We start from the raw sequence: 23,817 nt of genomic DNA, 5'->3' as shown, positions 1-23,817 counted from the left end.
GACTCAATGTGGATAGTCAACGTTGCGCTTAAGCGGCCTTATACGTTCATCGTGATGGCCATCATGATTCTGCTGGCGACGCCCTTCGTCCTCTTGACGACGCCAGTGGACGTGCTTCCCGAAATCGATATTCCCGTCGTCAGCATCATCTGGAATTACACGGGACTGTCCGCGCAGGACATGGCCAATCGCATCACGTCGGTCAACGAGCGCAGCCTCACGACGACCGTGAACAACATCGAGCACATCGAGTCGCAGTCGCTGCCCGGCATCGCGATCATCAAGCTCTTTCTGCAACCGACGGCGAATATCCAGACCGCCATCGCGCAAACCGTCGCTGTCGAGCAGGCGCAGTTGAAGCAGATGCCGCCGGGCGCGACGCCGCCGCTCGTCATCAGCTATTCGGCGTCGAGCATTCCGGTGATCCAGCTCGGCCTGTCGAGCCCGAAGCAATCCGAACAGGATCTGAACGACACCGCGCTCAACTTCCTGCGTCCGCAACTCGTGACGATTCCCGGCGCGGCGGTGCCCTACCCGTACGGCGGCAAGACGCGCCTCATCTCGGTCGATCTCGATACGCGCGCGCTGCTCGCCAAGGGCCTCACGCCGACCGATGTCGTGCAGGCCGTCAACGCGCAGAACCTGATCCTGCCGACCGGCACCGCCAAGATCGGCCCGAAGGAATACACGATCAACATGAACGGCTCGCCCGCGACGGTCGCGGGTCTGAACGACATCCCGGTACGCACGATCAACGGCGCGACCACTTACCTGCGCGAAGTGGCGCACGTGCGCGACGGCTTCTCGCCACAGACCAACATCGTGCGACAGGACGGTCATCGCGGCGTGCTGATCTCCGTGCTGAAGAACGGCAACGCCTCGACGCTTTCTATCGTCAACACGTTGCAGGATATCTTGCCGCAGGCGCGCGCCTCGCTGCCGCCGGACCTGAAGATCAGCGCGCTCTTCGATCAGTCCGTGTTCGTGAAGGCCGCCGTGCAGGGCGTGGTGCGCGAAGCGCTGATCGCCGCCGCGCTCACCGCCGCGATGATCCTGCTCTTTCTCGGCAACTGGCGCAGCACCTGCATCATTGCAATATCGATTCCGCTCTCGATTCTGTCGTCGCTGATCGTGCTGCATGCGCTCGGGCAGACCATCAACATCATGACGCTGGGCGGGCTCGCGCTGGCGGTCGGCATTCTCGTCGACGACGCGACGGTGACGATCGAAAACATCGAGCGCCATCTGCACATGGGCACGAATCTGCACGATGCGATTCTGGAAGGCGCGGGCGAAATCGCGGTGCCCGCGCTGGTTTCGACACTATGCATCTGCATCGTGTTCGTGCCGATGTTCTTCCTCACCGGCGTCGCCAAGTTCCTGTTCGTGCCGCTCGCGGAAGCCGTCGTTTTCGCGATGATCGCGTCTTACGTTCTTTCGCGCACGCTCGTTCCCACGCTCGCGATGCTCTTGATGGGCCACGCGCACGCGCCCGACGCGAAGTCGAAGCCGAATGTTTTCATGCGGCTGCATCGCCGTTTCGATCGTGGTTTCGAGCGCATGCGCGGCGCGTATATCGTCATTCTTTCGACGCTGCTCGTGAGAAGGCGTCTGTTCGCATCGCTCTTTCTCGGCTTCTGTGCGCTCTCGACCGCGCTCGTGTTCGTGCTCGGCGAAGACTTCTTTCCGAGCGTCGATGCGGGCGATATCCGCCTGCACATGCGTGCGCCGACCGGCACGCGCATCGAGGAAACCGCGCGTCTGGCGGATCAGGTCGAAAAGGTGGTGCGCCAGATCGTGCCGCAAGACGAGCTCGCGACCATACTCGATAATCTTGGCCTTCCTTATAGCGGCATCAACCTTTCGTACAGCAACGCGGGCACGATCGGCACGCTCGATGGCGAGATACAGGTCGCGCTGAAACCCGATCACGCACCGACGCAGACCTACATCGATGAATTGCGCGCGCTGCTGCCGCACCGCTTTCCCGGCGTCGAGTTCTTCTTTCAGCCCGCGGACATCGTCACGCAGATCCTGAACTTCGGCCTGCCCGCCGCCATCGACGTGCAGATTCAAGGACAGAACGCGCAGGCGAACTTCGAAGTCGCGAGCAAGCTGATGAAGCAGATCCGCATGATTCCCGGCAATGTCGATACGCACATCCAGCAAAAACTCGACGAGCCCGCCATCGACTTGCAGATGGATCGCACGCGCCTGCAGCAACTCAATCTTTCCGCCAGCAATGTCGCGCAGAACGTGCTGGTATCGCTATCCGGCAGCTCGCAAACTGCGCCGGGATTCTGGTTCAATCCGCGCAACGGCGTCGAATACAACCTCGCGGTGCAGACGCCGCAATACCAGGTCTCGTCGATCGACGAACTGCTGCGCACGCCGGTCTCCGCATCGCTCAACGGCCCCACGCAACTGCTCGGCAATCTCGTGCGCATCTCGCCGCAGACGCAGTTCGCGGTGGTCACGCACTACAACATCCGGCCGGTGATCGATCTTTTCGTGAGCGTCGAAGGGCGCGATCTCGGCGGCGTCGCCCGGCAGGTGAATCATCTCGTCGATGACGCGCGCCGCGCGCTTCCGCGCGGCAGCCAGATCATCGTGCGCGGCCAGGTCGAAACGATGCGTACGTCGTTCTTCGGCCTCGGCCTGGGCGTCGCGATGGCCATCGTGCTCGTGTATCTGCTGATCGTCGTGAACTTCCAGTCGTGGATCGATCCGCTCATCATCGTGAGCGCATTGCCCGCCGCGCTCGCGGGCATCGTCTGGATGCTCTTTCTCACCGGCACGCACCTGAGCGTGCCCGCGCTCACCGGCGCGATCATGACGATGGGCGTCGCGACCGCGAACAGCATCCTGATGGTCTCGTTCGCGCGGCAACGCCTGAACGCCGGCATGCCGCCGCTCACCGCCGCGCTCGAAGCGGGCGCGAGCCGCATCCGGCCCGTGTTGATGACCGCGTTCGCGATGATCATCGGCATGATTCCGATGGCGCTCGGCCTCGGCGAAGGCGCGGAACAGAACGCGCCGCTCGGCCGTGCGGTCATCGGCGGGCTTTTGTTCGCCACGGTTTCCACGCTCTTTTTCGTGCCGCTCGTCTTCGCGGGCATTCATGCGCGCCTCGTGCGCCGCGCTGCGCGCAAGGGTCGGGCGCAGCACGAAGACGCCAGCGACCAACACTGACATCACAGCACGTCCACGAACATGACCGAAAAGAACCACGCATCGCTTGCGATTCCCGCTCGCGACCCGAACGAAGGGCCCGCGCTGCCGCCACGCAACGTCGAATGGAGGCGCGCGAAAATCGCGCTCGTCATCGTGCTCGCGCTGCTCGCGATCGGCGCGGCGCGCACCGTCGTCACCGACATGCTGCATAGCCGCTCGATCGCAACCCGCACACAGCAGAACGCGCAGCAGTACGTGAATGTCGTCATGCCGACGCACACCGACGGCGGCGGCGAAACGACCTTGCCGGGGACGCTGCGCGGCTTCGTCGAATCGCCGATCTATGCGCGCGCAACGGGCTATCTGCTGCACTGGTACGTGGATATCGGCGCGCGCGTGAAGCAGGGCCAGTTGCTCGCCGATCTCGACACGCCCGAGATCGATCAGGAACTCGCGCAAGCCGTCGCGCAGCGCGATCAGACCGCATCCAGCCTCGGTCTCGCGAAAAGTTCGCTCGAACGCTGGCAGCAATTGCGTCAACGCGATGCCGTGTCTCAACAGGAACTCGACGAACGTCAGAGCACCTTCAATCAGGATGTCGCGAATCTCGCCGCCGCCGACGCCAACGTGAAGCGCCTGCGTCAGCTCGAATCGTTCAAGCGCATCGTCGCGCCGTTCGCGGGCGTCGTCACGCACCGCAACGTCGATGTGGGCGATCTCATCGATGCAGGCAGCGGCACGAGCCGCGCGCTGTTCGCGCTTGCGCAATCCGATCCGTTGCGCGTGTTCGTGCAGTTGCCGCAGGCGTATGCGCAAAACGTGACGGTGGGACAAGACGTGACCGTCACGCAAGCGGAACTGCCGGGCCAGCAATTTCACGGCAAGATCACGCACATCTCCGGCGCCATCGACGTGCCCACGCGCTCGCTGCAGGTCGAAGTGACGCTGCCGAATCCCGATGGACGTCTGCGTCCCGGCGCGTATGTGCAGGTCGCGCTGCCCGCGAACGCGCATGCGCGCATGCTGGTGCCCGGCAATACGCTGCTGTTTCGCGCCGAAGGCCCGCGTGTGGCTGTGGTCGATGCGAACGGCCACGTGCATCTGAACAAGATCGTGATCGCGCAGGATCTCGGCCAGTCGCTCGAAATCGAAAGCGGCATCGAGCCGAACGACAGGATCATCATCAATCCGAGCGATTCGGTCGCGGACGGCGATCATGTCGTGATCGCGCCGCAAGGGCCGCAACAGGCCGCGTCGGGCAGCAAGGCGGCATCATGAAGGCCGCGCTTTGCATCACGCTCGTCTCGATGCTCGCGGCATGCACCGTCGGGCCGGACTATCGCCGGCCCGTCGCCGAAACGCCGCCAACCTGGAAGACCGATTCGTACTGGCGCGTCGGCGAGCCGTCGCATGCGCCGCTCGCGCTCGACTGGTGGCAAGGCTTCGGCGACACCACGCTCAACGGCCTCGAAACCGAGGCGCTTGCGCAGAACCAGACGCTCGCCGCCGCGAGCGCGCATTACGCGCAGGCGCGCGCGACGCTCGCTCAAACGTCCTCGCTCGCGCTGCCCGAAGTCGATCTCGGCGCGAACGCGTCACGTTCGCGCGTCTCGAAGAATCGCCCCGTCACCAACTATGCGACGCCGAACAACTCGACCGTCCAGAACGATCTGAAGCTCGCGCCGACCGTCAATTACGACGTCGATCTGTTCGGCCGCATTCGACGTGAAGTGGAAGGCGCGCGCGCATCGGCCGACGAATCGCGCGACGATCTCGCCAATGCGCGGCTCGTGCTCACGACCGATCTCGCGAGCGACTACTTCTCGATGCGCGAGCTCGACGCGGAAATCGACGTGCTGAACCGCTCCGTCGTGCTGCAGAACAAGGCGCTCGATTACGTGAAGGCGCAACACGATCTGGGCGCGGTCTCCGGCCTCGACGTATTGCAGCAACAGGCGCTGCTCGACCAGACGCGCGTGCAGGCGCAGTTGCTGCTGAATCAGCGCGCGCAGTTCGAGCATGCGATCGCCGCGCTGGTCGGCACGCCCGCGCCGCAGTTCGCCATCGCGCCGGCGCTCGACGAACGCCCGCCGCCGCCGATCCCGCTCGGCATACCGAGCGACGTGCTGCAACGCAGGCCCGATGTTTCATCGGCCGAGCGCGCGATGGCCGCGGCCAATGCGCAGATCGGCGTCGCGAAGGCGGCGTTCTTCCCGAGCCTCACGCTGAACGGCACGATCGGCTGGGAGAGCACAGCGCTCTCCAGTCTGATTTCCGCGCCGAGCCTGTTGTGGACCATCGGCACGATGGCGAGCCAGGTCGTGTTCGATGGAGGACGGCGCGCGGCTGCTGTCGATTTCGCGAGCGAAGGGTATACCGCGGCCGTCGCGAACTATCGGCAGACGGTGCTCGGCGCATTTCAGCAGGTTCAGGACGGCATCGTCGGATTGTCGGTGCTCGATGGCGCGGCGAAACAGTCGCACGCAGCCGTCGACGATGCGCAACGCCTGCTGTCGCTCGCGAACGATCGCTATTCGGGCGGCCTCGTCGCGTATCTCGACGTGATCACCGCGCAGCAGCAACTGCTGACGAGCGAGCGTCAGGACGTGCAGATTCGCGGCCAGCAGCGCACCGTATCGGTCGCGCTCGTGAAAGCATTGGGCGGCGGCTGGGACGCGCATGACGCGGCGCACGATGGCGAAGAAGTCGCGGATGCGGCGCAGACAAAACATCAGCAGGATCACCGCGAGACTCGTATAGTGAGCGGTGAGACAATGCGGTAAACACACACTGAACGCGCACAGGTGCCAGGCATGAAAGTCCTGATAGTCGAAGACGAACACAAGGTGGTGGATTACCTGCGCTCGGGGTTGACCGAGCAAGGCTGGGTCGTCGATGTCGCGATGGACGGCGAGGAAGGCACGCATCTCGCCATCGAATACGACTACGACGTGATCGTGCTCGACGTGATGCTGCCACGACGCGACGGCTTCGCGGTATTGAAGGCGCTGCGCATGCAGAAGTCGACACCCGTCATCATGCTCACCGCGCGCGATCACATCAACGATCGCGTGCGCGGTCTGCGCGAAGGCGCGGACGATTACCTGACGAAGCCTTTCTCTTTCCTCGAACTCGTCGAGCGTCTGCATGCGCTCGCGCGCCGTACGCGCGCGCAGGAATCGACGCTCATTTCGGTCGGCGATCTGTACGTCGATCTGATCGGCCGCCGCGCGACGCGCGACGGCGTGCGGCTCGACCTCACCGCGAAAGAGTTCCAGTTGCTCTCCGTGCTCGCGCGCCGTCACGGCGACATACTGTCGAAGACCGCGATCACCGAGCTCGTCTGGGAAGTCGATTTCGAAAGTCACACGAATGTCGTGGAAACGGCCATCAAGCGCCTGCGCGCGAAACTCGACGGACCGTTCCGCACGAAACTGCTGCACACCGTGCGCGGCATGGGCTACGTGCTCGAAGTGCGCGAAGCCCGCGACACGCGCGAAACCAGGGAAGACGCGAGACCATCATGAACACGCCGTGGGCTGCATCGGTGCCGCACGAGTCATCCGAACCGCGCACGCAGCGCTCCATCGCGCGGCGTCTCGCCGTGATGTTCGCGCTCGTCGCGCTGTTCGTGTTCTCGCTGGTCGGCTCGGGACTGTTTCTCGTGCTGCGCGTGCAACTGGAGCAGCACTTGCGCGATTCGCTCGACAATCGCGCGGAAGTGGCGCGCCTCATCGTCACGCACGCATCGAATCCGGACAGATGGAAGATCGCGAAAGAGAAGCTCGCGGACATCACGCCGCGCGACGGCTCCACGCGCTTCGCGGTATCCAGCAACGATCCGCGCTTTGAATATGGCTCGCCGCCCCTGGGTAGCGTCACCAAGCGCCTGACGGGCGGCTACGCGCAGGTCCGCCCCGACGACCGCGCCTACGACATGCTGATGACCACGCTGACGATTCCGCCTAATGCGGACCGTCCGCCCTTGCAACTGTTCGTCGCGATCGACTGCTCGCCGAACGTCCACACGATGCGCGCCTTCGGTCTTGCGCTCGCGGCCTTCATGGCGCTCTCGACCATCGCGGTGCTGGTGCTGAGTTACTCGGTCGCGCGCCTCGGGCTCGCGCCGCTCACGCGTCTCACGCGCGATGCATCGAAACTGAGCCCGACCAACCGTTCGCAACGCCTGAACACCCGCGCCTTGCCGATGGAACTCGACGAACTCGCGAAGTCCTTCAACGGCGCGCTCGAACGGCTCGATCACGCATACGGACGGCTCGAATCCTTCAACGCCGATGTCGCCCACGAATTGCGCACACCGGTCACGATACTCATCGGTCAGACGGAAGTGGCCTTGACGCGCGATCGCTCGATCGACGAATTGCGCCACACGCTGCAATCGAATCTCGAAGAGTTCGAGCGCGTGCGCGCCATCATCAACGACATGCTGTTTCTCGCGCGCGCCGATCAGGGCGAACGCGCGACGGGCCTCGTCGAAGTGTCGCTCGCGGCCGAAGTCAATCGCACGCTCGAGTTTCTGGAAATTCCGCTGGAAGAGGCGCACGTCAGCGCGGTCGCGAGCGGCGATGCACGCGCTTACGTCAACACGTCGCTGTTCGGGCGCGCGATCTCCAATCTCGTGATGAACGCGATTCAGCACTGCACGCCCGGCGCGAAGATATCCGTGTCGATCACGCGTGAGCATGGGCGCGTGCGCGTTGCGGTGGCGAACCCGGGCGAGCCGATTCAGCCGCAAGTGATGCAGCATCTGTTCGACCGCTTCTATCGCGCGGAAAGTTCGCGCACCAATAGCCGCGAGAATCACGGCCTCGGGCTCGCCATCGTCAAGGCGGTGGCGGAGATGCATCGCGGCACGGTGTCCGCGACGAGTCAGAACGGCATCAACACGTTCTCGTTCTCGGTCGCGCGTTTCGGCAGCGAGGGCCGGCCAGCGGAGGACGTGGCCCTGGCCGCGCCGCCGGTCGTCGAACCCAGCAAATCTGCTGCGACGTAAAACGCGTGCGTCACTGACAGAAGTATTCGTCCGATGCCGCCACCGGCGCGTCGGCCGTCGCCGGCTTGAAATGACTGTACTTGCGATACGTCTTGCCGTTCACCGTCACGGCCTCGGCGGCTTCGGTCTCGCCCGAGCCCGATGCGATCGCGCTGCTGTGCGCTTCGACATTGCCGTTGCTCCAGCTGCTCGCGCGCGCGAAGGTTCCGCCCTTCGACGTGTCGGTCCTGCTCTGCTCCGAGATCGCGTTCGTCACGGGATTGCCGAAGCCCTTCGTATCGATCGACGATTTCGGCGGCTCGTAGCCCCACTTCGACGTGAGCGTGCTCATGTCGATCTCCTGTGGCTTCCAGCCGATGATCTTCGCGCCGATCGCAAGCGGCGTCAGTTCCACCGCGACGATCTGCGTGCCGCGCCGCGCCACGAGCAGACACTTGCCGCCCGAACTCTGCAACGCGACATAACCGCTCGACGGCAACAGGGCAAGCGCTTGCGCATCGGGCATCGCCTGCACGCCGACCGGATTCGCGGCCCACACAACACCGGCGCTCACGTCGGCGTGCGCAGCGAGCGGCGTCATCGCAACCATTGCACTCGCCGCGAGCGCGATGGCCGCCGTTTTCATCTGACTCTTCATCGCATGCCTCAGCGGGAAAACGAGGGTTGACTCTCCGGGACCAGTCTTTCCGAGCCAACCCTTGAAAGGGAGAGACGGCCCGATCGCTCAGACGCGTCTCTGCTGCTCCATGGCGATACGCTGCCGCTGGATCTGCTGCCTCCTCACTTCACCAGCGAGACCTCGATCTTTTCGCCGATGGGCGTGCTCGCCACCTCGACGCCATGCGCGCTTTCGCTCTGATCGTACACGCGGGACGCGACCGGCGTCGGCTGCGCGACCTGCTTCGCGGGCGCCGGTTTCGCCTGGGCGGGCTCCGCGGCCTTCAGATTGACTTCCGGATTGTTCGCCGCCGTCACCGGCAGGCCGAGACGCGCGCGCACCAGCGGATCGCGATACTTCTCGTCATCCGACAGCACCGCGTCCGCGCCCGACTTCGCGAGCGGCGTGGTCGTGCCCGGGCACAGATGGCCCGTCGCTTCGACCGCGCGGCGATTCGCTTCGCTCTGGCAGAGCAGCGCGAGCGCGACATCGGTCAGGCCCATCGCGCGGAATTCGCGCGCATCGAGACGGCGCACGCAAGCCTGGTCGACGAGCGTCGTGCCGCCGGTCGCGCCGAAGCCCGTGATCGACAGGCCGAAGCTCGCCGAGCCCATGCAGGTGTCGGAGAGCGTCGTCGTCAGCGCGGGCGCTGCGATCGACGGCGTCGTGCGTACAGAGTACGAACTCTGGTTGTAGTCGACCGTGGTGCGCGTGTCGAAGGCGCTCGTGCCCGGACCGGTCGATGCCTTGCCGGTCGCGTCGGTGCCGCTCGCGTCGTTGCCCGAATTCGTGAGCGACGGCATCGACAGCGAGATGTTGACGTTCGACGAGCCGCCCTGCGCCGTCGACCGGCCGCCGCTGGCCGTCGCGACGCCGAGACCGCCCACCGACGAGGAATTGGAACTGGTGTTGGCCGTCGAGTTAGCCGACGTGCCGATGTTGTTCAGGCTCGAACCGCCGCCCTGACCGATGCCCGTGGACGTCGAACCCGAAACCGAGCCCGACGAGGAATTGGCGGTGGTGTCAGCATGGGCAAATTGCGCGGCGCAAAACAGCACGGCGCATGCCAATTGCAAAGTGGTCTTGTTCATTATGGTTCTCCGGAATTAAAGGGGAACGCCACAGCGCATGACGGTCCCGGACGACCTGGATTCTTTTTATTTGGTTCGGCAAAGGCGGTGTCCCGCAAGCATACGGCTCGTCATGACGCCGCCTCTGCCTTGACTGACAGACTGGCTTAGCGCCAGCCGCCGCCCAGCTTGCTCCATGCGTTGGCCGCTGCGTCCGCGCCCGAGGTGCCGCCCGCTTGCGCGTTGCCGCGACCGAAGCCGTTCACGTTCGACGTGTTGGTGTGGCTCGTCGTCGCGTTGGTGGCGTTGCCCGTCACGCCGAACAGGTTGCCCGCGACCGATTGCGCGTTGCCGTTCGCCGTGCCGTAGTTGGTGGCGCTGAAGTGGCCGAAGCCCGAGACGGAAGCCGACGTCGTGCCGCCCGAGGTCGAGGACGAGCTGGAGGTTGTGGTCGTGGCCATCGCGGCGACGGAGACGAACGAGAGCAGTGCGGCAGCGATCAGAGTGCGTTTCATGATTTGCATTCCTTATCGAAAAAGTAAGATTGGATTTCGTTTTTTGTTCTTCGAACTGCGGTCACACGGTTGCGGGAAAGCGAACCCCGTTGCGGCGAAGTCCGCCGTCCGTCGCCGTGTGCTTAGCGCCAGCCGCCGCCGAGCTTGCTCCAGGCATTCGCAGCGGCGTCGGCGCCCGACACGCCCGTGGCCGTCGAACCGCCGAAGCCCTTGCCGCCGACCGACGACGTGTTGATGTGGCCGGTCGTCGCGTTGGTCGTGTTGCCGGTCGAGCCGAAGCCCTGACCTGCCGTCGACGAAGCGTGGCCGTTGGCGATGCCGGCGTTGGTCGCCGTGAACGAGCCGAAGCCGTGCACGGCTGCAGCGGTGGTGCCGCCCGACGTCGAGCTCGAGCTGGAGTTCGTGCCCGTTGCAAAAGCAGCGGCGGAAACGAGCGAGAGAGCGGCGGCAGCTGCGATCAGTTTGCGTTGCATGGTGAAGTCTCCAAGTGTTGGCGCACACGAGTTTCCAGCTACATTGGCGCCGGTATGTAGCGGGTACGGCAGATAATTAGTTAGTATTCCTTTTTCAAGCGCTTGTCCGAATTTCGTTTCGGTGAACCAGCGAGCGTTTTGAAACAGGAAGCGCCAGGGGCGCGGGTCGGTTCGATCAGGAAACGCCGCGCACGTCGATCGGGCGAAACCGTCGTTCGTGCATTGATTCGATGCTGGCGTGTGACGGGCGAGAGGTTCCCGTCGAGCGGATTGCGGCGCGCTGGCCTTCCACCCTGTCGATTTGTTTTGCGTTCTTCTTCATCGCAATCCCCGTATGACTTCTTGCTTTTTGCTTTCAGGCTGATTACTGCTTGCCTTGTTTTGATGTGACTTTACGGAAGATGGATCGCGTCATGCGTGGGAGACCGAACACTACATTTCACGTGGTAATAATTCGCGGAAAAGTTTGGTTGGGCAGCGCTCATATGATCGGGCGATACGCCGGAAACGACCTGTTCACGCGGGTTTGCGGGGATTTGTGTTGACGTCGTCAGGCCGCCGGAAACGAAAAAGCGGGCGACAAGCGCCCGCTTTCGTGCGTCAGACCACGCAGCGATCAAACCGTACTCAACCGCACCAACTCCGTCTCGACGATAAGCTTCTTCAACTCCGGCACGCACGATCCGCAGTTGCCGCCCGCCTTCAGACACGAGGTGATTTCCGCAGCGGTTTTCAGCCCCTTGTCGCGAATGGCATCGCAGATCGTATTGCGCCCGACACCGAAACACGAACACACGGTCGGCCCGGTGTCCTCGCCCTTGCCAATCGGCTGACCGAGCAGGAGACTCGCGCGATCCTCGTCGTCGAGCCGGTCCTTTTCGAAAAGCGTCGCGAGCCACGCGCGCGCCGGCAAGTCCGGACGCTCGGAGATGAACACGCAACTCTCGATGCGATCGTCGATCACATGCGCCGCGCGATACACGCCCGCGCTCTTGTCCTCGTATTCGATCCAGTCCGCGTGATGATCGTCGATGTGAAAGAGCGCGCGCGCCCAGTCGTGATGATCGCCGTGCGCGGCATCGAAGCGATTGCGGCCCGCCATCTCGTAGCGCACGAATCGCGCGCCATGCACGCGCGTCCAGTGCGTGACGCGCTCCAGATCGGGCACGCTGCGCGAAAGCGAAAAGCCGTGCCACGTCACGTGAAATTTCTCGATCGAAACGGGCGTGTGCTTGAACTCCGGCTCGCCCGACACCGGATCGACGACAGGATTCACCACCGCGCCCACGCGCGCATCGGAGGCCACCTGATCGTTCCAGTGAATCGGCACGAACACGCTGCCGCGCGGCATGCCGCCGCCATGCTGCACGCGCGCGATCATCGAGCCCCAGCGGCTCGCCACGCGCGCGAGTTCCCCTTCACGCACGCCGCATGCAAGTGCGTCCTGCGGATGCATGTCGATGAACGATTCGCTGATATGCCCCGCGAGTTTCGCTGACCGGCCCGTGCGCGTCATCGTGTGCCATTGATCGCGTACGCGCCCCGTGTTGAGCACGAGCGGATAGTCCTCGTCGGGTGCGTTGACCGGCGCACGCGATGCCGTCGCGACAAAGCGCGCGCGGCCATCCGCATGACTGAAGCGGCGCGCTTCGAAGAGCCTCGCGACGCCGGTTTGCGCCGTCGCGGGCAACGGCCACTGCACGGGTTTCAGCGCGTCGTATTGCGCGCGGCTCATGCCGGACAGGCCGCCGATATCGAACGCGCGATACACGCCCGCTGCTGCGTCGTTGCGATACGCGGAGAGTCGCGCGTGCTCGTCGAAGATCGCGTGCGGCCCTGCGAAGTCGAAGCCATCGAAACCCATCCATCGCGCGACATCGCAGATGATGCGCCAGTCCGCGCGCGCTTTGCCCGGCGCGGGAATGAACGCGCGCTGGCGCGAGATGCGCCGCTCCGAGTTGGTCACCGTGCCGTCCTTCTCGCCCCAGCCGAGCGCGGGCAGCAGCACATCGGCGCACGCGTTGGTATCGGTGCGCTCGATGATGTCGGAACTCACCACGAGTTCGCACTTGGCGAGCGCACGCTTCACGCGATCGCCATCGGGCATGCTCACGACCGGATTCGTGCCCATGATCCAGACGGCCTTCACGCGACCGGCTTCGATCGCTTCGAACAATTCGACGGCCTTCAGACCCGCGCGTTCGGCGATCGCGGGTGAACGCCAGAACGTCTGCACGATCTCGCCATGCAACGGATCGCCGAACTCCAGATGCGCGGCAAGCGTATTCGCGAGACCGCCGACTTCGCGGCCGCCCATCGCGTTCGGCTGACCCGTGAACGAGAACGGCCCCATGCCCGGCTTGCCGATGCGCCCCGTCAGCAGATGACAGTTGATGATGCTGTTGACCTTGTCCGTGCCCGCGCTCGACTGATTCACGCCTTGCGAGTACACCGTCACCACGCGCCCGGTGCGCGCGAACAGGCGATAGAACGTCATCAGATCATGCTGATCGAGCTTGCAGTCCTTCGCGGTCTGCGCGAGATCAGAGGGCCCCGCGGCGGCGAGCGCGGCATCGAAGCCATTGGTGTGCTCATCGACGAAAGGCGCATCCGTAGCGCCGTGTTCCGCGAGAAACGCGAGCAGGCCGTTGAAGAGCCGCACGTCGCTGCCGGGCTTGAGCGGCAGATGCAGGTCCGCCATCTCGCACGTCGCGGTATGACGCGGATCGATCACGACGATCTTCGCATCCGGCCGCGTCTCCTTCATCTTCACGATGCGCTGAAAGAGAATCGGATGACACCATGCCGTGTTCGAACCGACCAGGACGACGAGGTCCGCGAGTTCGAGGTCTTCGTAATTCATCGGCACGAGATCTTCGCCGAATGCACGCTTGTGCCCCGCCACCGACGACGACATGCAAAGACGCGAGTTCGTATCGATGTTCGCGCTGCCGATGTAGCCCTTCATCAGCTTGTTCGCGACGTAGTAGTCCTCGGTGAGCAACTGGCCCGATACATAGAACGCGACCGCATCCGGTCCGTGTTGCGCGATGATCCGCGAGAAGCCGGTCGCGACCGTGCCGAGCGCGTCGTTCCATGACACGTCGGTCAGCGACCCCGTCTGTCTGTCGCGCAGCTTCGGATTGAGCAGGCGGCCTTCGAGGCCCACCGTGTCGCCGAGCGCCGAGCCTTTCACACACAGACGACCGAAGTTCGATGGATGCGCTTCATCGCCGGCGATCGTCACTTCGGTCGCGCTCTTCGGGGTGGCTTGCACGCCGCAGCCGACGCCGCAATATGGGCACGTCGTTTTGACGGAGGCGGTTTGTATCGGGATGATGGGCATGCTCACGTTCGGTTTCCTTGGCCTTGTCTCAGGCTTCACACAACGTCTTGCCAAATAGAAGCTTGCCGCGCAGATGCGCCACATCCGTGCGGCTCTGAATCAGATCGAAATACCAGCCGCCGTCTTTCACATCGCCATACAGCACCGCGCCGATCAGACGTCCCGCCTGCAGCACGAGCCGCTTGTAGACACCCCGGCGAGGATCGCGCAACACGAGATCCTCGCTGCCTCCACCGCCGATGAAATCGCCTGCCGAATACAGATCGACGCCCGTCACCTTCAGCTTGGTCGCGGTCGCGCGCTGCACGTACCGCCGATGTCCCGCGCCCGCGAGATGCGCGCCCGCCACGCGCGCCTGATCCCAGATCGGCGCGACGAGGCCGAAAGTCGCCGAGCGATGCTGCACGCATTCACCGACCGCATAGACGCGCGGATCGAAGCTCTGCAGCGTGTCATCCACGACGATCGCGCGCTCGCAATGCAGACCCGAAGCCTGCGCCAGCGCGATATTCGGCCGCACGCCCGCCGTCATCACGACGAGGTCCGCATCGATCTGCGTGCCATCCGCGAAACGCACGGCGCGCACGCGGTCCTCGCCGATGATCGCGGTGGTCTGCGCGGCCATCGCGAAACGCAGACCCTTCGCTTCCAGCGAACGCTTGAGCAACGCCGACGCGCTCGCATCGAGTTGACGGTCCATCAGGCTGTCGGTGGCATGCACGACCGTCACCGACATGCCTTGCCGCTGCAAGCCATTCGCCGCTTCGAGCCCGAGCAGCCCACCGCCAATGATCACCGCGTGGCGATGATCGCGCGCGGCGTCGAGCATCGCTTCGACATCCTGTATATCGCGAAATGCGATCACCCCAGGCAGATCGCAGCCGGGCACCGGGATGATGAAAGGCTTCGATCCCGTCGCGATCAACAGGCGGTCGTAGCGCGCCTCGATGCCCTTTTCCGAGCGCACCACGCGCCGCACACGATCGATTTCGACGACGGCATCGCCCGCATGCAGCGTGATGCCGTTCGCGTCGTACCACTCGCGCGTGTTGAGAATGATGTCATCGACGCTCTTCTCGCCCGCCAGCACCGGAGACAGCAAAATGCGGTTGTAGTTGCCGTAGGGTTCGGCGCCGAACACCGTGATGTCGTACAGTTCGGGCGCGATCTTCAGCAGCTCCTCCACCGTACGCATGCCCGCCATGCCATTGCCGATCACGACGAGCCGCTGGCGCGGCGCGGCTGCCCTCAGCGATGCGATGCCCGCAACCGCATATTCGGTCTTCATGCGGCGACCCACACCTTGCCGCCCGCGACCTTCACGCGATACGCGCTCACCGAAAGCTCCGGCGTTTCGAGGCATTCGCCGGTGCGCAGATCGAAGTGCTGTTTATAGATCGGCGATGCGACGACCACGCGCTCTCCGAGACTCCCGACGATCCCGCGCGACAGCACCGCCGCCTGCGAATGCGGATCGTAGTTGTCGATCGCATACACGGTCTCGTCTTCGCCCGCGAGATGAAACACCGCGACTTGCGTGCCCTTCACGAGCGCGCAGACGCCCGTATCCGGCACGATATCGTCGAGTTCACACACGGCGGTCCAGTCCTGTTCGATGCGGTCGTTCATGATCTTTTTCTCCAGGGTTCAGACGGTTTCGACTATGACGGGAATGTCAGCGAGCTTCGACTTGCGTTCTTCGACCGTCGCGGGACGGATCTGACCTCGCTCCTCGACGAAGGTCACGTTCGCGTCGCCCGCATCGCTGTTGACGAAGTGACGGAAGCGCTTGCGCGTGTGCGGATCGGTGACGGCCTTCTTCCATTCGTCTTCGTAGGTATCGACGACGAGCTGCATTTCCGCTTCGAGTTCGACGGCGATATCGAGCTTGTCGTTGATGACCACGTCGATCAGATAATCGAGGCCGCCTTCGAGGTTGTCGCGCCACACGCTCGTGCGTTGCAGGCGATCGGCCGTGCGCACATAGAACATCAGAAAGCGGTCGATATAGCGCACCAGCGTGTCGTGATCGAGATCGGATGCGATGAGTTCGGCGTGACGCGGCTTCATGCCGCCGTTGCCGCACACGTAGAGGTTCCAGCCCTTTTCCGTCGCGATCACGCCGACGTCCTTGCCTTGCGCTTCGGCGCATTCACGCGTGCAGCCCGATACGCCGAACTTGATCTTGTGCGGCGTGCGCAGGCCCTTGTAGCGGTTCTCCAGTTCGATCGCGAGACCGACCGAATCGCCGACGCCATAGCGGCACCACGTAGAACCGACGCACGATTTGACCGTGCGCAGCGCCTTGCCATACGCATGACCCGATTCGAAGCCCGCCGCGATGAGCTCTTCCCAGATGAACGGCAATTGCTCGACGCGCGCGCCGAACATGTCGACACGCTGGCCGCCGGTGATCTTCGTATAGAGGCCGTACTTCTTCGCGACCTGGCCGACCGCGATCAGGCCATCGGGTGTGACTTCGCCGCCCGGCATGCGCGGCACGACGCTATACGTGCCGTCACGCTGAATGTTCGCGAGGTAGTAATCGTTCGAGTCCTGCAGGCTCGCGTGCTCCTTCTTCAGCACGAACTCGTTCCAGCACGAAGCGAGAATGCTCGCGACGGCGGGCTTGCAGATATCGCAGCCGCGTCCCTTGCCATGCTTCGCGAGCAGCGTCCCGAACGTGCGATGCCCTTCCACGCGCGCGATGTGATACAGCTCCTGACGCGAATACGGGAAGTGCTCGCACAGATGATTGTTCACCGCGAGACCTTGCCGCTTCATCTCCGACTTCATCACTTGCGTGACGAGCGGCACGCAGCCGCCACACGACGCGCCCGCCTTGCACGACGACTTGATCGCGCCGATGCTCGTCGCGCCCGCGCACACGGCCGCGCAGATTTCCGCCTTGCTCACGTTGTTGCATGAGCAGATCTGCGCGCCATCGGGCAATGCCTCGACGCCGAGCGCGGGTTTGGCCTTGCCATCGCTCGAAGGCAGGATCAGAAACTCGGGCGCTTCGGGCAACTCGATCCTGTTGAGCATCATCTGCAGGAGCGTGCCGTATTCGGTCGCATCGCCGACCATGACGCTGCCCAGCAGAAACTTGCCGCAATCGGACACGACGATCTTCTTGTAGACCTGCTTGCGCTCGTCGCTGTACTGATACGTGCGGCTGCCCGGCGTCTTGCCGTGCGCGTCGCCGATACTCGCGACATCGACGCCCATCAGCTTGAGCTTCGTGCTCATGTCGGCGCCCGCGAAAGCGGCTTCCTCGCCGATGATCTGCTTCGCGACGATGCGCGCCATGTCGTAACCCGGCGCGACGAGACCGAACAACTGGCCCTTCCACAACGCGCATTCGCCGATCGCGAAGATATCGGCATCGCTCGTGCGGCAGGTGTCGTCGATCACGATGCCGCCGCGCGCGCCGATCTCGAGTCCCGCAGCACGCGCGATGTCGTCGCGCGGACGGATGCCCGCGGAGAACACGATCATGTCGGTGTCGAGATGCGTGTCGTCGGCGAAATTCATGCGGTTGACCGCGCCTTCGCCTTCGACGATCGCAAGCGTGTTCTTGCCCGTATGCACCGTGACGCCGAGTTCCTCGATCTTGCCGCGCAGCACGCGCCCGCCGCCGTCATCGACCTGCACGGCCATCAGGCGCGGCGCGAACTCCACCACATGCGTTTCGAGGCCGAGATCGCGCAGCGCCTTCGCCGCTTCGAGACCGAGCAGACCGCCGCCGACCACCGTGCCCGTCTTCGCACGCGCGCCGAACGACTGCATCGCTTCGAGGTCTTCGATCGTGCGATACACGAAGCAGCCATCGCGATCGCGGCCCTCGACCGGCGGCACGAACGGGTATGAACCGGTCGCGAGCACGAGCCTGTCGTACGCGAGCACATCGCCGTTCGATGCGCTCACCGTGCGCGCCGTGCGATCGATCGCCACCGCGCGCGCGTTCAGCTTCAGCGCATAGCCCGAACGCTCGAAGAATCCCGCTTCGACGAGCGAAAGATCATCCGCGCTCTTGCCGCTGAAGAATTCGGTCAGATGCACGCGGTCGTATGCGGCGCGCGGTTCTTCGCACAGCACCGTCACTTCGAGCGATGAATGGCCACGCTCGGCGAGACATTCAAGGAACTTGTGGCCGACCATGCCGTGGCCGATGACGACGATTTTCATGTCAGGGACCTTTTTAGTTTGCAACGACGTTGTTGGCTGCGAGCGCGCTTTCGCGCAGCGCGGCTTCGCGTGCCTTGTGTTCGGGCGAGAAGCGCACCGCGAGCGCGCACAGCGCCGTGCCCGCGACGACCACGCCGAGCATCGAGAGCGTCGCCTGCGCGTTGCCGAGACCCTTCATCAGGAAACCCGCCGCGACCGCGCCGACATTGCCGCCCGCGCCGATCACACCGGCGACGCCGCCGAGCGCCTTGCGGTCGATGAACGGCACGAGCGCGTAGGTCGCGCCGCACGCCATGTGCGTGAAGAGACCGAAGACGAGCATCGAAACGATGGCGAGCACGACGCTCGGCGCATGCGCGAACGCATAGAGGCCGATGCCTTCGCCCGCGATCAGCGCAAACAGCAGCGTCGCGCGGACATCGAGGCCCTTCTTGGCGGCGGCTTTGTCGGAGAGCCAGCCGCCGAGCGCACGGGCGAACAGCGCGAGCAGGCCGAAGCTGCCCGCCGCCATGCCCGCCTGACCGAGCGTGAGACTGAAGTGATCGACGTAGTAGATCGCCGCCATGTTGTGGATGAACACTTCCACGCCGAAGCACGCGCCATACGTCACGAACAGCATCCACACGCGATAGTTCGAGCACGCGGTCACGAAGCTCTGCCAGCCACCCTTCTTGCCGCCGTCGATCGCGATGCCGGCGCGGCGCAGCGTCGCGAAGTCGCCTTGCGGGCAGTCCTGCGTGTAGCGCCAGTAGAAGAAGGCCATCACCGGCATCGCGAGGCCCGGCACGATCAGCGCGACGCGCCATGCCGATGCTTCACCGGCGCCGAGCGCGATCGCCGCCGCGACCAGCAGCGGAATGATCGCCTGCGCCGCGCCCGCGCCCGCATTGCCCCAGCCGGCCGTCGTCGCATTCGCGGTGCCGACGACGTTCGGCGCGAACATCACCGAGGTGTGGTACTGCGTGATGACGAAGCTCGCGCCGATCGCGCCGATCGCGAGACGGCACCACAGGAAGCTGTCGTAGCCCGTCGACAGCGCCGCGCCGAGCACCGGCACGGCGCCCGCGAGCAGCAGCGCGCTGTACACCTTGCGCGGGCCGAAGCGATCGCACATCGGACCGACGACCAGACGCACGAGAATCGTCACGGCCACTGCGGCGATGTTGATGTTGGCGACCTGGTCCGCCGTGAGTCCGTATTCGCGCTTGATGAGCGGCATCAGCGGCGCGCAGGCGAACCACGCGAAGAAGCACACGAAGAACGCCATCCACGTGAGATGGAAGGCGCGCATCGGCGCGCTGCGCATGCTGAAGAGATCGATCCGGGTGGCTTTGTCCATCGTCTTTCCGCCAAAAAGAAAGGCGTCCCGCGCATTCGACCGGTTGGCCGAATGCGGGGGACGCCGTTGTCCGATGCCCGCATGGCTGCAACCTGCCGGGCGCTGTATTCAGGACGGATCGCCGTTGATCCGATGGCAAGTCTTAAGGCAAGGGCTATGCCATGCGTGATGATTCGGCCGGAAAAGGCATGCTGGCAAAGGCTCGACGGGATGCGTGCAACGCGCGCGCACCGTCATGCGGCGGCGCGTTTCGATGCAGACGGGCACAGGGATGGTGCGACGCAGCACTGATGCCGTGCGAGCGTGCATCGACATTCAATGCGGGCCGGATGATTTTTGTACCATCCGGTTAGCCAGTGCGTTCACTCGAAGGAAGCACATGCGCGCCGAAGCGGTGCCGCGTGTGCGCCCCGCGCACAACGACAGTGCGATGAATCGCGTCGCAGCCTCGTTCCATCGCAATGGCCCGCTTATTGCATTGATGCAAGCGCTGCGGGCAACGGCGTTCACGGCACATCCATTCAGAAGAGCAAGGACAAAGGCGTCCCCATCGTGCAACGACACGAGCGGACGCTATCGGCGTTTGCCGCGCCGATGCGCCTCACATACGCAAGTACGCACGGACTCAGGAAGCAACGATGAGCACCATCAAAGGCAAAGTCACCCTGTTGAGCGCTGGCCCCGGCGATCTGGATCTGCTGACCCTGCGCGCCGCGAAGGCGCTCGCCGCCGCCGACATCCTGCTCGTCGACGATCTCGCCAACGCCGGGATCGTCACGCTTGCGCCGCATGCGCGCGTGATCCGCGTCGGCAAGCGCGGCGGCTGCAAGTCGACGCCGCAGGCGTTCATTCAGCGCCTCATGCAGCGTTATGCGAAGAAGGGACTGCACGTCGTGCGCGTGAAGGGCGGCGATGCGCTGCTGTTCGGCCGCGCGGGCGAAGAGATCGCCGCATTGCGTGAAGCGCATATTACGGTCGACATCATCAATGGCGTGTCGTCGGGATTCGCGGCGGCGGCCGGACTCGGCATCTCGCTCACGCATCGCGATCATTGCCAGGGCGTGACCTTCGTCACCGCGCACATGCAGGATCACAGTCAGCCGGATTGGGCCGCGCTCGCCGCCACGGGAACCACGCTCGCGATCTATATGGGCATGAGCCGCATCGCGAGTCTCAAGGCGGCGCTGCTCGAAGCGTTGCCCGCGAGCACGCCCGCGGCCGTCGTGCAGAACGCGGGATCGTCGCAGGAAAAGCGGCTCGTCACGACGCTCGACAGGCTCGCCGAAGAAGCTATCGCGGCGGGTCTCGGCAGTCCGGCGGTGATTCTCATCGGCGGCGCGATCGGCGAAGCGGCTGAATTCACGGCGCGCGCAGCAAGCGCCGAAGGTCTGGCCCATGCCGCGTGAAGCAGGTTCTCAAACGGCAGGCGGCGCGCTAAAGTCGTTAACGTCGTATCCGCCGCTTGTGCCGTTCTTCGCATGACCTCTTCCGCTGCCCGCATGCTGCGCGTTCTCCTCGTTACCGATACCGACAAGCCCATCGGCGATTTGCGCGAACAACTCGCGCGCATGGGCTATGAAATGCTCGCTGAAGTGGCCGCGCCTTCGGCGTTGCACGCGGCGGTTGAGAGCCAGAAACCCGATGTCGTCATCATCGATACCGAATCGCCCTCGCGCGATACGCTCGAACAACTCGCCGTGATGAACAAGGCCGCGCCGCGTCCCGTGCTGATGTTCAGCAACGACGCCGACCAGCAGTTAATCCGCGCGGCGGTCGGCGCGGGCGTGACCGCGTATTCCGTCGAAGGGCTCGCGCCGGCGCGTCTCGCGCCGATCATCGAAGTCGCGCTCGCGCGTTTCGCGCATGAAGCGCAGTTGCGTCAGCGTCTCGCGAAGGTCGAGGATGAGCTGGAGCAGCGCAAGGTCATCGACCGCGCGAAACGCCTGTTGATGGACAAGCGCGGCATGTCCGAAAACGAAGCCTATGCTGCGCTTCGCAAGCGCGCGATGGATCAGGGCGTGAAGGTCGCGGAGATCGCGCGTCAACTGCTCGCGCTGTCCGATCTGTTTTAGCGCCACGATACCCATGAACTCCCCCGACACGACTCTTCCCGCACCCGAACGCACGCATCTGCGGCTCGGCTTCGTCGCCCTGTCCGATGCCGCGCCGCTCGCCGTCGCCGCGCTGCGCAATCTCGGCGCACGCCACGGCATCACTATCGAATTGTGTCGACAGCCGTCGTGGGCGGCCGTGCGCGACAAGCTGCTGTCCGGCGAAATCGACGCCGCGCACGCGCTCTATGGGCTCGTGTATGGCGTGCAACTCGGCATCGGCGGGCCGCAGGCGGATATGGGCGTGCTGATGGTGCTGAACCGCAACGGCCAGGCGATCACGCTGTCGCGTCCGCTCGCCGATGCGGTCGAACGCGGCGTGAGCGTGAAAGAGGCGCTGCGTTCGCTCGGGCGGCCGCCTGTCATCGCGCAGACCTTTCCGACCGGCACGCACGCGATGTGGCTGTACTACTGGCTCGCGGCGCACGGCGTGCATCCGTTGCGCGACGTGCAGAGCATCGTGATTCCGCCGCCGCGCATGGCCGATGCGCTCGTCGAAGGCGCGCTCGACGGCTTCTGCGCGGGCGAGCCGTGGCACGCGGTGGCTGAAGCGCGCGGCGCGGGCAGGACGGTCGCCTATACGAGCGAGATCTGGCCGGATCATCCGGAGAAGGTGCTCGCGTGCCGGCGCGATTTCGCGGCGCTCTATCCGAACACGGCGCGCGCGCTCGTGCAGACGATGCTCGACGCGTGCGCATGGCTCGATGCGGGCGCGCATCGTGCGGAAGTCGCGGAGGCATTGGCCGCGCCGGAACTGCTCGGCGTGCCGCGCGGGCTGATCGAGCCGCGCCTCGTCGCAGCGAACGGCGGCGATGCGCGTGCATTGCCGGTGCGCTTCTTCGATGGCGGCGCGGTCAACTATCCGCGCGTGTCGGACGGGCTATGGTTCATCACGCAGTACCGGCGCTGGGGCATGCTCGATGCCGATATCGACGATACGGCGATTGCGGCGAGCGTCAACCAGACCGCGCTTTATCGCGAGGCGGCGCGGGCGGCGGGCGTCGCGCTGCCGGACGAACGGGCCGCCGCGACTTTCTGCGACGGCCGCGTGTGGGACGGCGGCGATGGGGCGAGGTATCTCGCGGGGTTCGACATGCGCGCGTAGAAAAGCGCCTACCATGAAATCTCCAGGGCGCACCGGAGATCCACCATGGAACTGCTCGCCATCGCCATCGACAAGCCCGAGGACACCAACTTCATCCTCGGCCAGTCGCATTTCATCAAGACCGTCGAGGATCTGCACGAGGCGCTCGTCGGCGCGGTGCCGGGCATCCGCTTCGGGCTCGCGTTCTGCGAGGCGTCGGGCAAGCGGCTCGTGCGCACCTCGGGCACGGAGGACGGGCTCGTCGAGCTGGCCGCGCGCAATGCGCAGAACATCGGCGCGGGGCACAGCTTCATCATCGTGCTCGGCGATGGCTTCTTTCCCGTGAACGTGCTCAATACCGTCAAGGCCGTGCCGGAGGTCTGCCGCATCTTCTGCGCGACCGCCAATCCGACCCAAGTGCTCGTCGCGCAGACGGATCAGGGGCGCGGGATCGTCGGCGTGGTGGATGGCCTGCCGCCGCTCGGCGTCGAAACGGCCGAGGACGTGAAGTGGCGCCACGACCTGCTGCGCAAGATCGGCTACAAGGCCTGAAACACGCCCGAAGGCCCGACGCGCCTTGACTTGATGGCGCAAATCGCGAGAATGAGGCCCGCCCGCCGCGCGCCCCGGCCGCGCTTTTTCCGGTCAGGGCGCGACATCATGGAAAATATCGGGATGCGGTATAAAGGCCGCTAGCGTCCTTTTGATCTTTCATGCCTTTCGGCGCGCCCGAGAGCCGCATGAACAGACGAATCCCGGCATCACACCCGCCGACACGGCACCGAACACCGGCCACCCGCGCCGCCCGAGGATGGGGTCGTCCTCGCGCGGCCTACAGGAGCATC

Annotated in this window: 19 protein-coding genes; 9 read left to right on the top strand and 10 right to left on the bottom strand. The window is 64.6% G+C overall.

The features are described from left to right. Positions 1–6 precede the first annotated feature (6 nt). The 5 genes from NK8_RS17095 to NK8_RS17075 are packed head-to-tail and all read left to right on the top strand — an operon-like array spanning position 7 to position 8,188. Positions 7–3,192: an efflux RND transporter permease subunit gene (locus tag NK8_RS17095; protein WP_213230170.1), complete on the top strand. Its 3,186-nt coding sequence runs from the start codon at positions 7–9 to the stop codon at positions 3,190–3,192. A gap of 21 nt (positions 3,193–3,213) precedes the next feature. Beyond that, a complete protein-coding gene (locus NK8_RS17090) occupies positions 3,214–4,452 on the top strand; it encodes an efflux RND transporter periplasmic adaptor subunit (protein WP_213230169.1) in 1,239 nt (412 codons plus the stop codon). Continuing rightward, the gene (locus tag NK8_RS17085; RefSeq protein ID WP_225936320.1) at positions 4,449–5,957 is read left to right on the top strand and encodes an efflux transporter outer membrane subunit; all 1,509 of its coding nucleotides are present in this window, start codon (positions 4,449–4,451) and stop codon (positions 5,955–5,957) included. The genes NK8_RS17090 and NK8_RS17085 overlap by 4 nt, the downstream gene beginning before the upstream one ends. A gap of 30 nt (positions 5,958–5,987) precedes the next feature. After that, entirely contained in the window at positions 5,988–6,701 is a 714-nt protein-coding gene (locus tag NK8_RS17080; protein ID WP_061144901.1) for a heavy metal response regulator transcription factor, read from the top strand. Beyond that, a complete protein-coding gene (locus NK8_RS17075; protein WP_162067299.1) occupies positions 6,698–8,188 on the top strand; it encodes a heavy metal sensor histidine kinase in 1,491 nt (496 codons plus the stop codon). The genes NK8_RS17080 and NK8_RS17075 overlap by 4 nt, the downstream gene beginning before the upstream one ends. Positions 8,189–8,198: 10 nt before the next feature. Here NK8_RS17075 and NK8_RS17070 read toward each other — a convergent pair whose 3' ends face one another. From NK8_RS17070 to NK8_RS17025, 10 genes are all read right to left on the bottom strand, one after another. Next, complete coding sequence (locus NK8_RS17070; RefSeq protein ID WP_213230168.1) at positions 8,199–8,825, bottom strand: hypothetical protein; 627 nt, start codon at positions 8,823–8,825, stop codon at positions 8,199–8,201. Positions 8,826–8,968: 143 nt separating this feature from the next. Further along, positions 8,969–9,937 carry a hypothetical protein gene (locus tag NK8_RS17065; RefSeq protein WP_213230167.1) on the bottom strand — a complete coding sequence of 323 codons (969 nt, stop codon included), beginning with the start codon at positions 9,935–9,937 and terminating at the stop codon, positions 8,969–8,971. Positions 9,938–10,083: 146 nt separating this feature from the next. Then, positions 10,084–10,431 carry a hypothetical protein gene (locus tag NK8_RS17060; RefSeq protein ID WP_213230166.1) on the bottom strand — a complete coding sequence of 116 codons (348 nt, stop codon included), beginning with the start codon at positions 10,429–10,431 and terminating at the stop codon, positions 10,084–10,086. A gap of 122 nt (positions 10,432–10,553) precedes the next feature. Then, entirely contained in the window at positions 10,554–10,904 is a 351-nt protein-coding gene (locus NK8_RS17055) for a hypothetical protein (protein WP_162067295.1), read from the bottom strand. A gap of 175 nt (positions 10,905–11,079) precedes the next feature. Continuing rightward, positions 11,080–11,226, bottom strand: a complete 147-nt coding sequence (locus tag NK8_RS17050) for a hypothetical protein (protein ID WP_213230163.1) — start codon at positions 11,224–11,226, stop codon at positions 11,080–11,082. A 294-nt stretch (positions 11,227–11,520) separates the two neighbouring features. After that, positions 11,521–14,256, bottom strand: coding sequence for a nitrate reductase (locus tag NK8_RS17045; RefSeq protein ID WP_213230160.1), 2,736 nt, complete (start codon positions 14,254–14,256; stop codon positions 11,521–11,523). Between the two features lie 22 nt (positions 14,257–14,278). Beyond that, positions 14,279–15,538, bottom strand: a complete 1,260-nt coding sequence (locus NK8_RS17040) for an NAD(P)/FAD-dependent oxidoreductase (RefSeq protein WP_213230157.1) — start codon at positions 15,536–15,538, stop codon at positions 14,279–14,281. Further along, positions 15,535–15,879: a nitrite reductase small subunit NirD gene (gene nirD / locus NK8_RS17035; RefSeq protein ID WP_061174417.1), complete on the bottom strand. Its 345-nt coding sequence runs from the start codon at positions 15,877–15,879 to the stop codon at positions 15,535–15,537. Before nirD ends, NK8_RS17040 begins: the two co-directional genes overlap by 4 nt. Before the next feature lie 18 nt (positions 15,880–15,897). After that, positions 15,898–18,438, bottom strand: a complete 2,541-nt coding sequence (gene nirB / locus NK8_RS17030) for a nitrite reductase large subunit NirB (RefSeq protein ID WP_213230155.1) — start codon at positions 18,436–18,438, stop codon at positions 15,898–15,900. 13 nt (positions 18,439–18,451) lie between these two features. Then, on the bottom strand, positions 18,452–19,777 hold the full coding sequence (locus NK8_RS17025; RefSeq protein ID WP_162067290.1) for an MFS transporter: 1,326 nt from the start codon (positions 19,775–19,777) through the stop codon (positions 18,452–18,454). A 638-nt stretch (positions 19,778–20,415) separates the two neighbouring features. On the opposite strand from NK8_RS17025, the gene cobA reads away from it, so the two are divergent. From cobA to NK8_RS17005, 4 genes are all read left to right on the top strand, one after another. Next, complete coding sequence (gene cobA, locus NK8_RS17020; RefSeq protein ID WP_213230154.1) at positions 20,416–21,183, top strand: uroporphyrinogen-III C-methyltransferase; 768 nt, start codon at positions 20,416–20,418, stop codon at positions 21,181–21,183. Positions 21,184–21,276: 93 nt separating this feature from the next. After that, positions 21,277–21,849: an ANTAR domain-containing response regulator gene (locus NK8_RS17015; protein WP_213230153.1), complete on the top strand. Its 573-nt coding sequence runs from the start codon at positions 21,277–21,279 to the stop codon at positions 21,847–21,849. A gap of 13 nt (positions 21,850–21,862) precedes the next feature. Continuing rightward, positions 21,863–22,993, top strand: coding sequence for a CmpA/NrtA family ABC transporter substrate-binding protein (locus tag NK8_RS17010; RefSeq protein ID WP_213230152.1), 1,131 nt, complete (start codon positions 21,863–21,865; stop codon positions 22,991–22,993). Positions 22,994–23,038: 45 nt separating this feature from the next. Continuing rightward, entirely contained in the window at positions 23,039–23,524 is a 486-nt protein-coding gene (locus tag NK8_RS17005; RefSeq protein WP_162067286.1) for an adenosine-specific kinase, read from the top strand. Positions 23,525–23,817 lie beyond the last annotated feature (293 nt).

It is taken from the genome of Caballeronia sp. NK8 (assembly GCF_018408855.1).
Taxonomy (GTDB): domain Bacteria; phylum Pseudomonadota; class Gammaproteobacteria; order Burkholderiales; family Burkholderiaceae; genus Caballeronia.
This window is presented reverse-complemented; position numbering and strand designations above follow the sequence as displayed.

Bases quoted from the DNA above. Each gene is read 5' to 3' on its own strand.
- NK8_RS17095 (WP_213230170.1), top strand. From the start codon at position 7: ATGTGGATAGTCAACGTTGCGCTTAAGCGGCCTTATACGTTCATCGTG.
- NK8_RS17090 (WP_213230169.1), top strand. From the start codon at position 3,214: ATGACCGAAAAGAACCACGCATCGCTTGCGATTCCCGCTCGCGACCCG.
- NK8_RS17085 (WP_225936320.1), top strand. From the start codon at position 4,449: ATGAAGGCCGCGCTTTGCATCACGCTCGTCTCGATGCTCGCGGCATGC.
- NK8_RS17080 (WP_061144901.1), top strand. From the start codon at position 5,988: ATGAAAGTCCTGATAGTCGAAGACGAACACAAGGTGGTGGATTACCTG.
- NK8_RS17075 (WP_162067299.1), top strand. From the start codon at position 6,698: ATGAACACGCCGTGGGCTGCATCGGTGCCGCACGAGTCATCCGAACCG.
- NK8_RS17070 (WP_213230168.1), bottom strand. From the start codon at position 8,825: ATGAAGAGTCAGATGAAAACGGCGGCCATCGCGCTCGCGGCGAGTGCA.
- NK8_RS17065 (WP_213230167.1), bottom strand. From the start codon at position 9,937: ATGAACAAGACCACTTTGCAATTGGCATGCGCCGTGCTGTTTTGCGCC.
- NK8_RS17060 (WP_213230166.1), bottom strand. From the start codon at position 10,431: ATGAAACGCACTCTGATCGCTGCCGCACTGCTCTCGTTCGTCTCCGTC.
- NK8_RS17055 (WP_162067295.1), bottom strand. From the start codon at position 10,904: ATGCAACGCAAACTGATCGCAGCTGCCGCCGCTCTCTCGCTCGTTTCC.
- NK8_RS17050 (WP_213230163.1), bottom strand. From the start codon at position 11,226: ATGAAGAAGAACGCAAAACAAATCGACAGGGTGGAAGGCCAGCGCGCC.
- NK8_RS17040 (WP_213230157.1), bottom strand. From the start codon at position 15,538: ATGAAGACCGAATATGCGGTTGCGGGCATCGCATCGCTGAGGGCAGCC.
- nirD (WP_061174417.1), bottom strand. From the start codon at position 15,879: ATGAACGACCGCATCGAACAGGACTGGACCGCCGTGTGTGAACTCGAC.
- nirB (WP_213230155.1), bottom strand. From the start codon at position 18,438: ATGAAAATCGTCGTCATCGGCCACGGCATGGTCGGCCACAAGTTCCTT.
- NK8_RS17025 (WP_162067290.1), bottom strand. From the start codon at position 19,777: ATGGACAAAGCCACCCGGATCGATCTCTTCAGCATGCGCAGCGCGCCG.
- cobA (WP_213230154.1), top strand. From the start codon at position 20,416: ATGAGCACCATCAAAGGCAAAGTCACCCTGTTGAGCGCTGGCCCCGGC.
- NK8_RS17015 (WP_213230153.1), top strand. From the start codon at position 21,277: ATGCTGCGCGTTCTCCTCGTTACCGATACCGACAAGCCCATCGGCGAT.
- NK8_RS17010 (WP_213230152.1), top strand. From the start codon at position 21,863: ATGAACTCCCCCGACACGACTCTTCCCGCACCCGAACGCACGCATCTG.
- NK8_RS17005 (WP_162067286.1), top strand. From the start codon at position 23,039: ATGGAACTGCTCGCCATCGCCATCGACAAGCCCGAGGACACCAACTTC.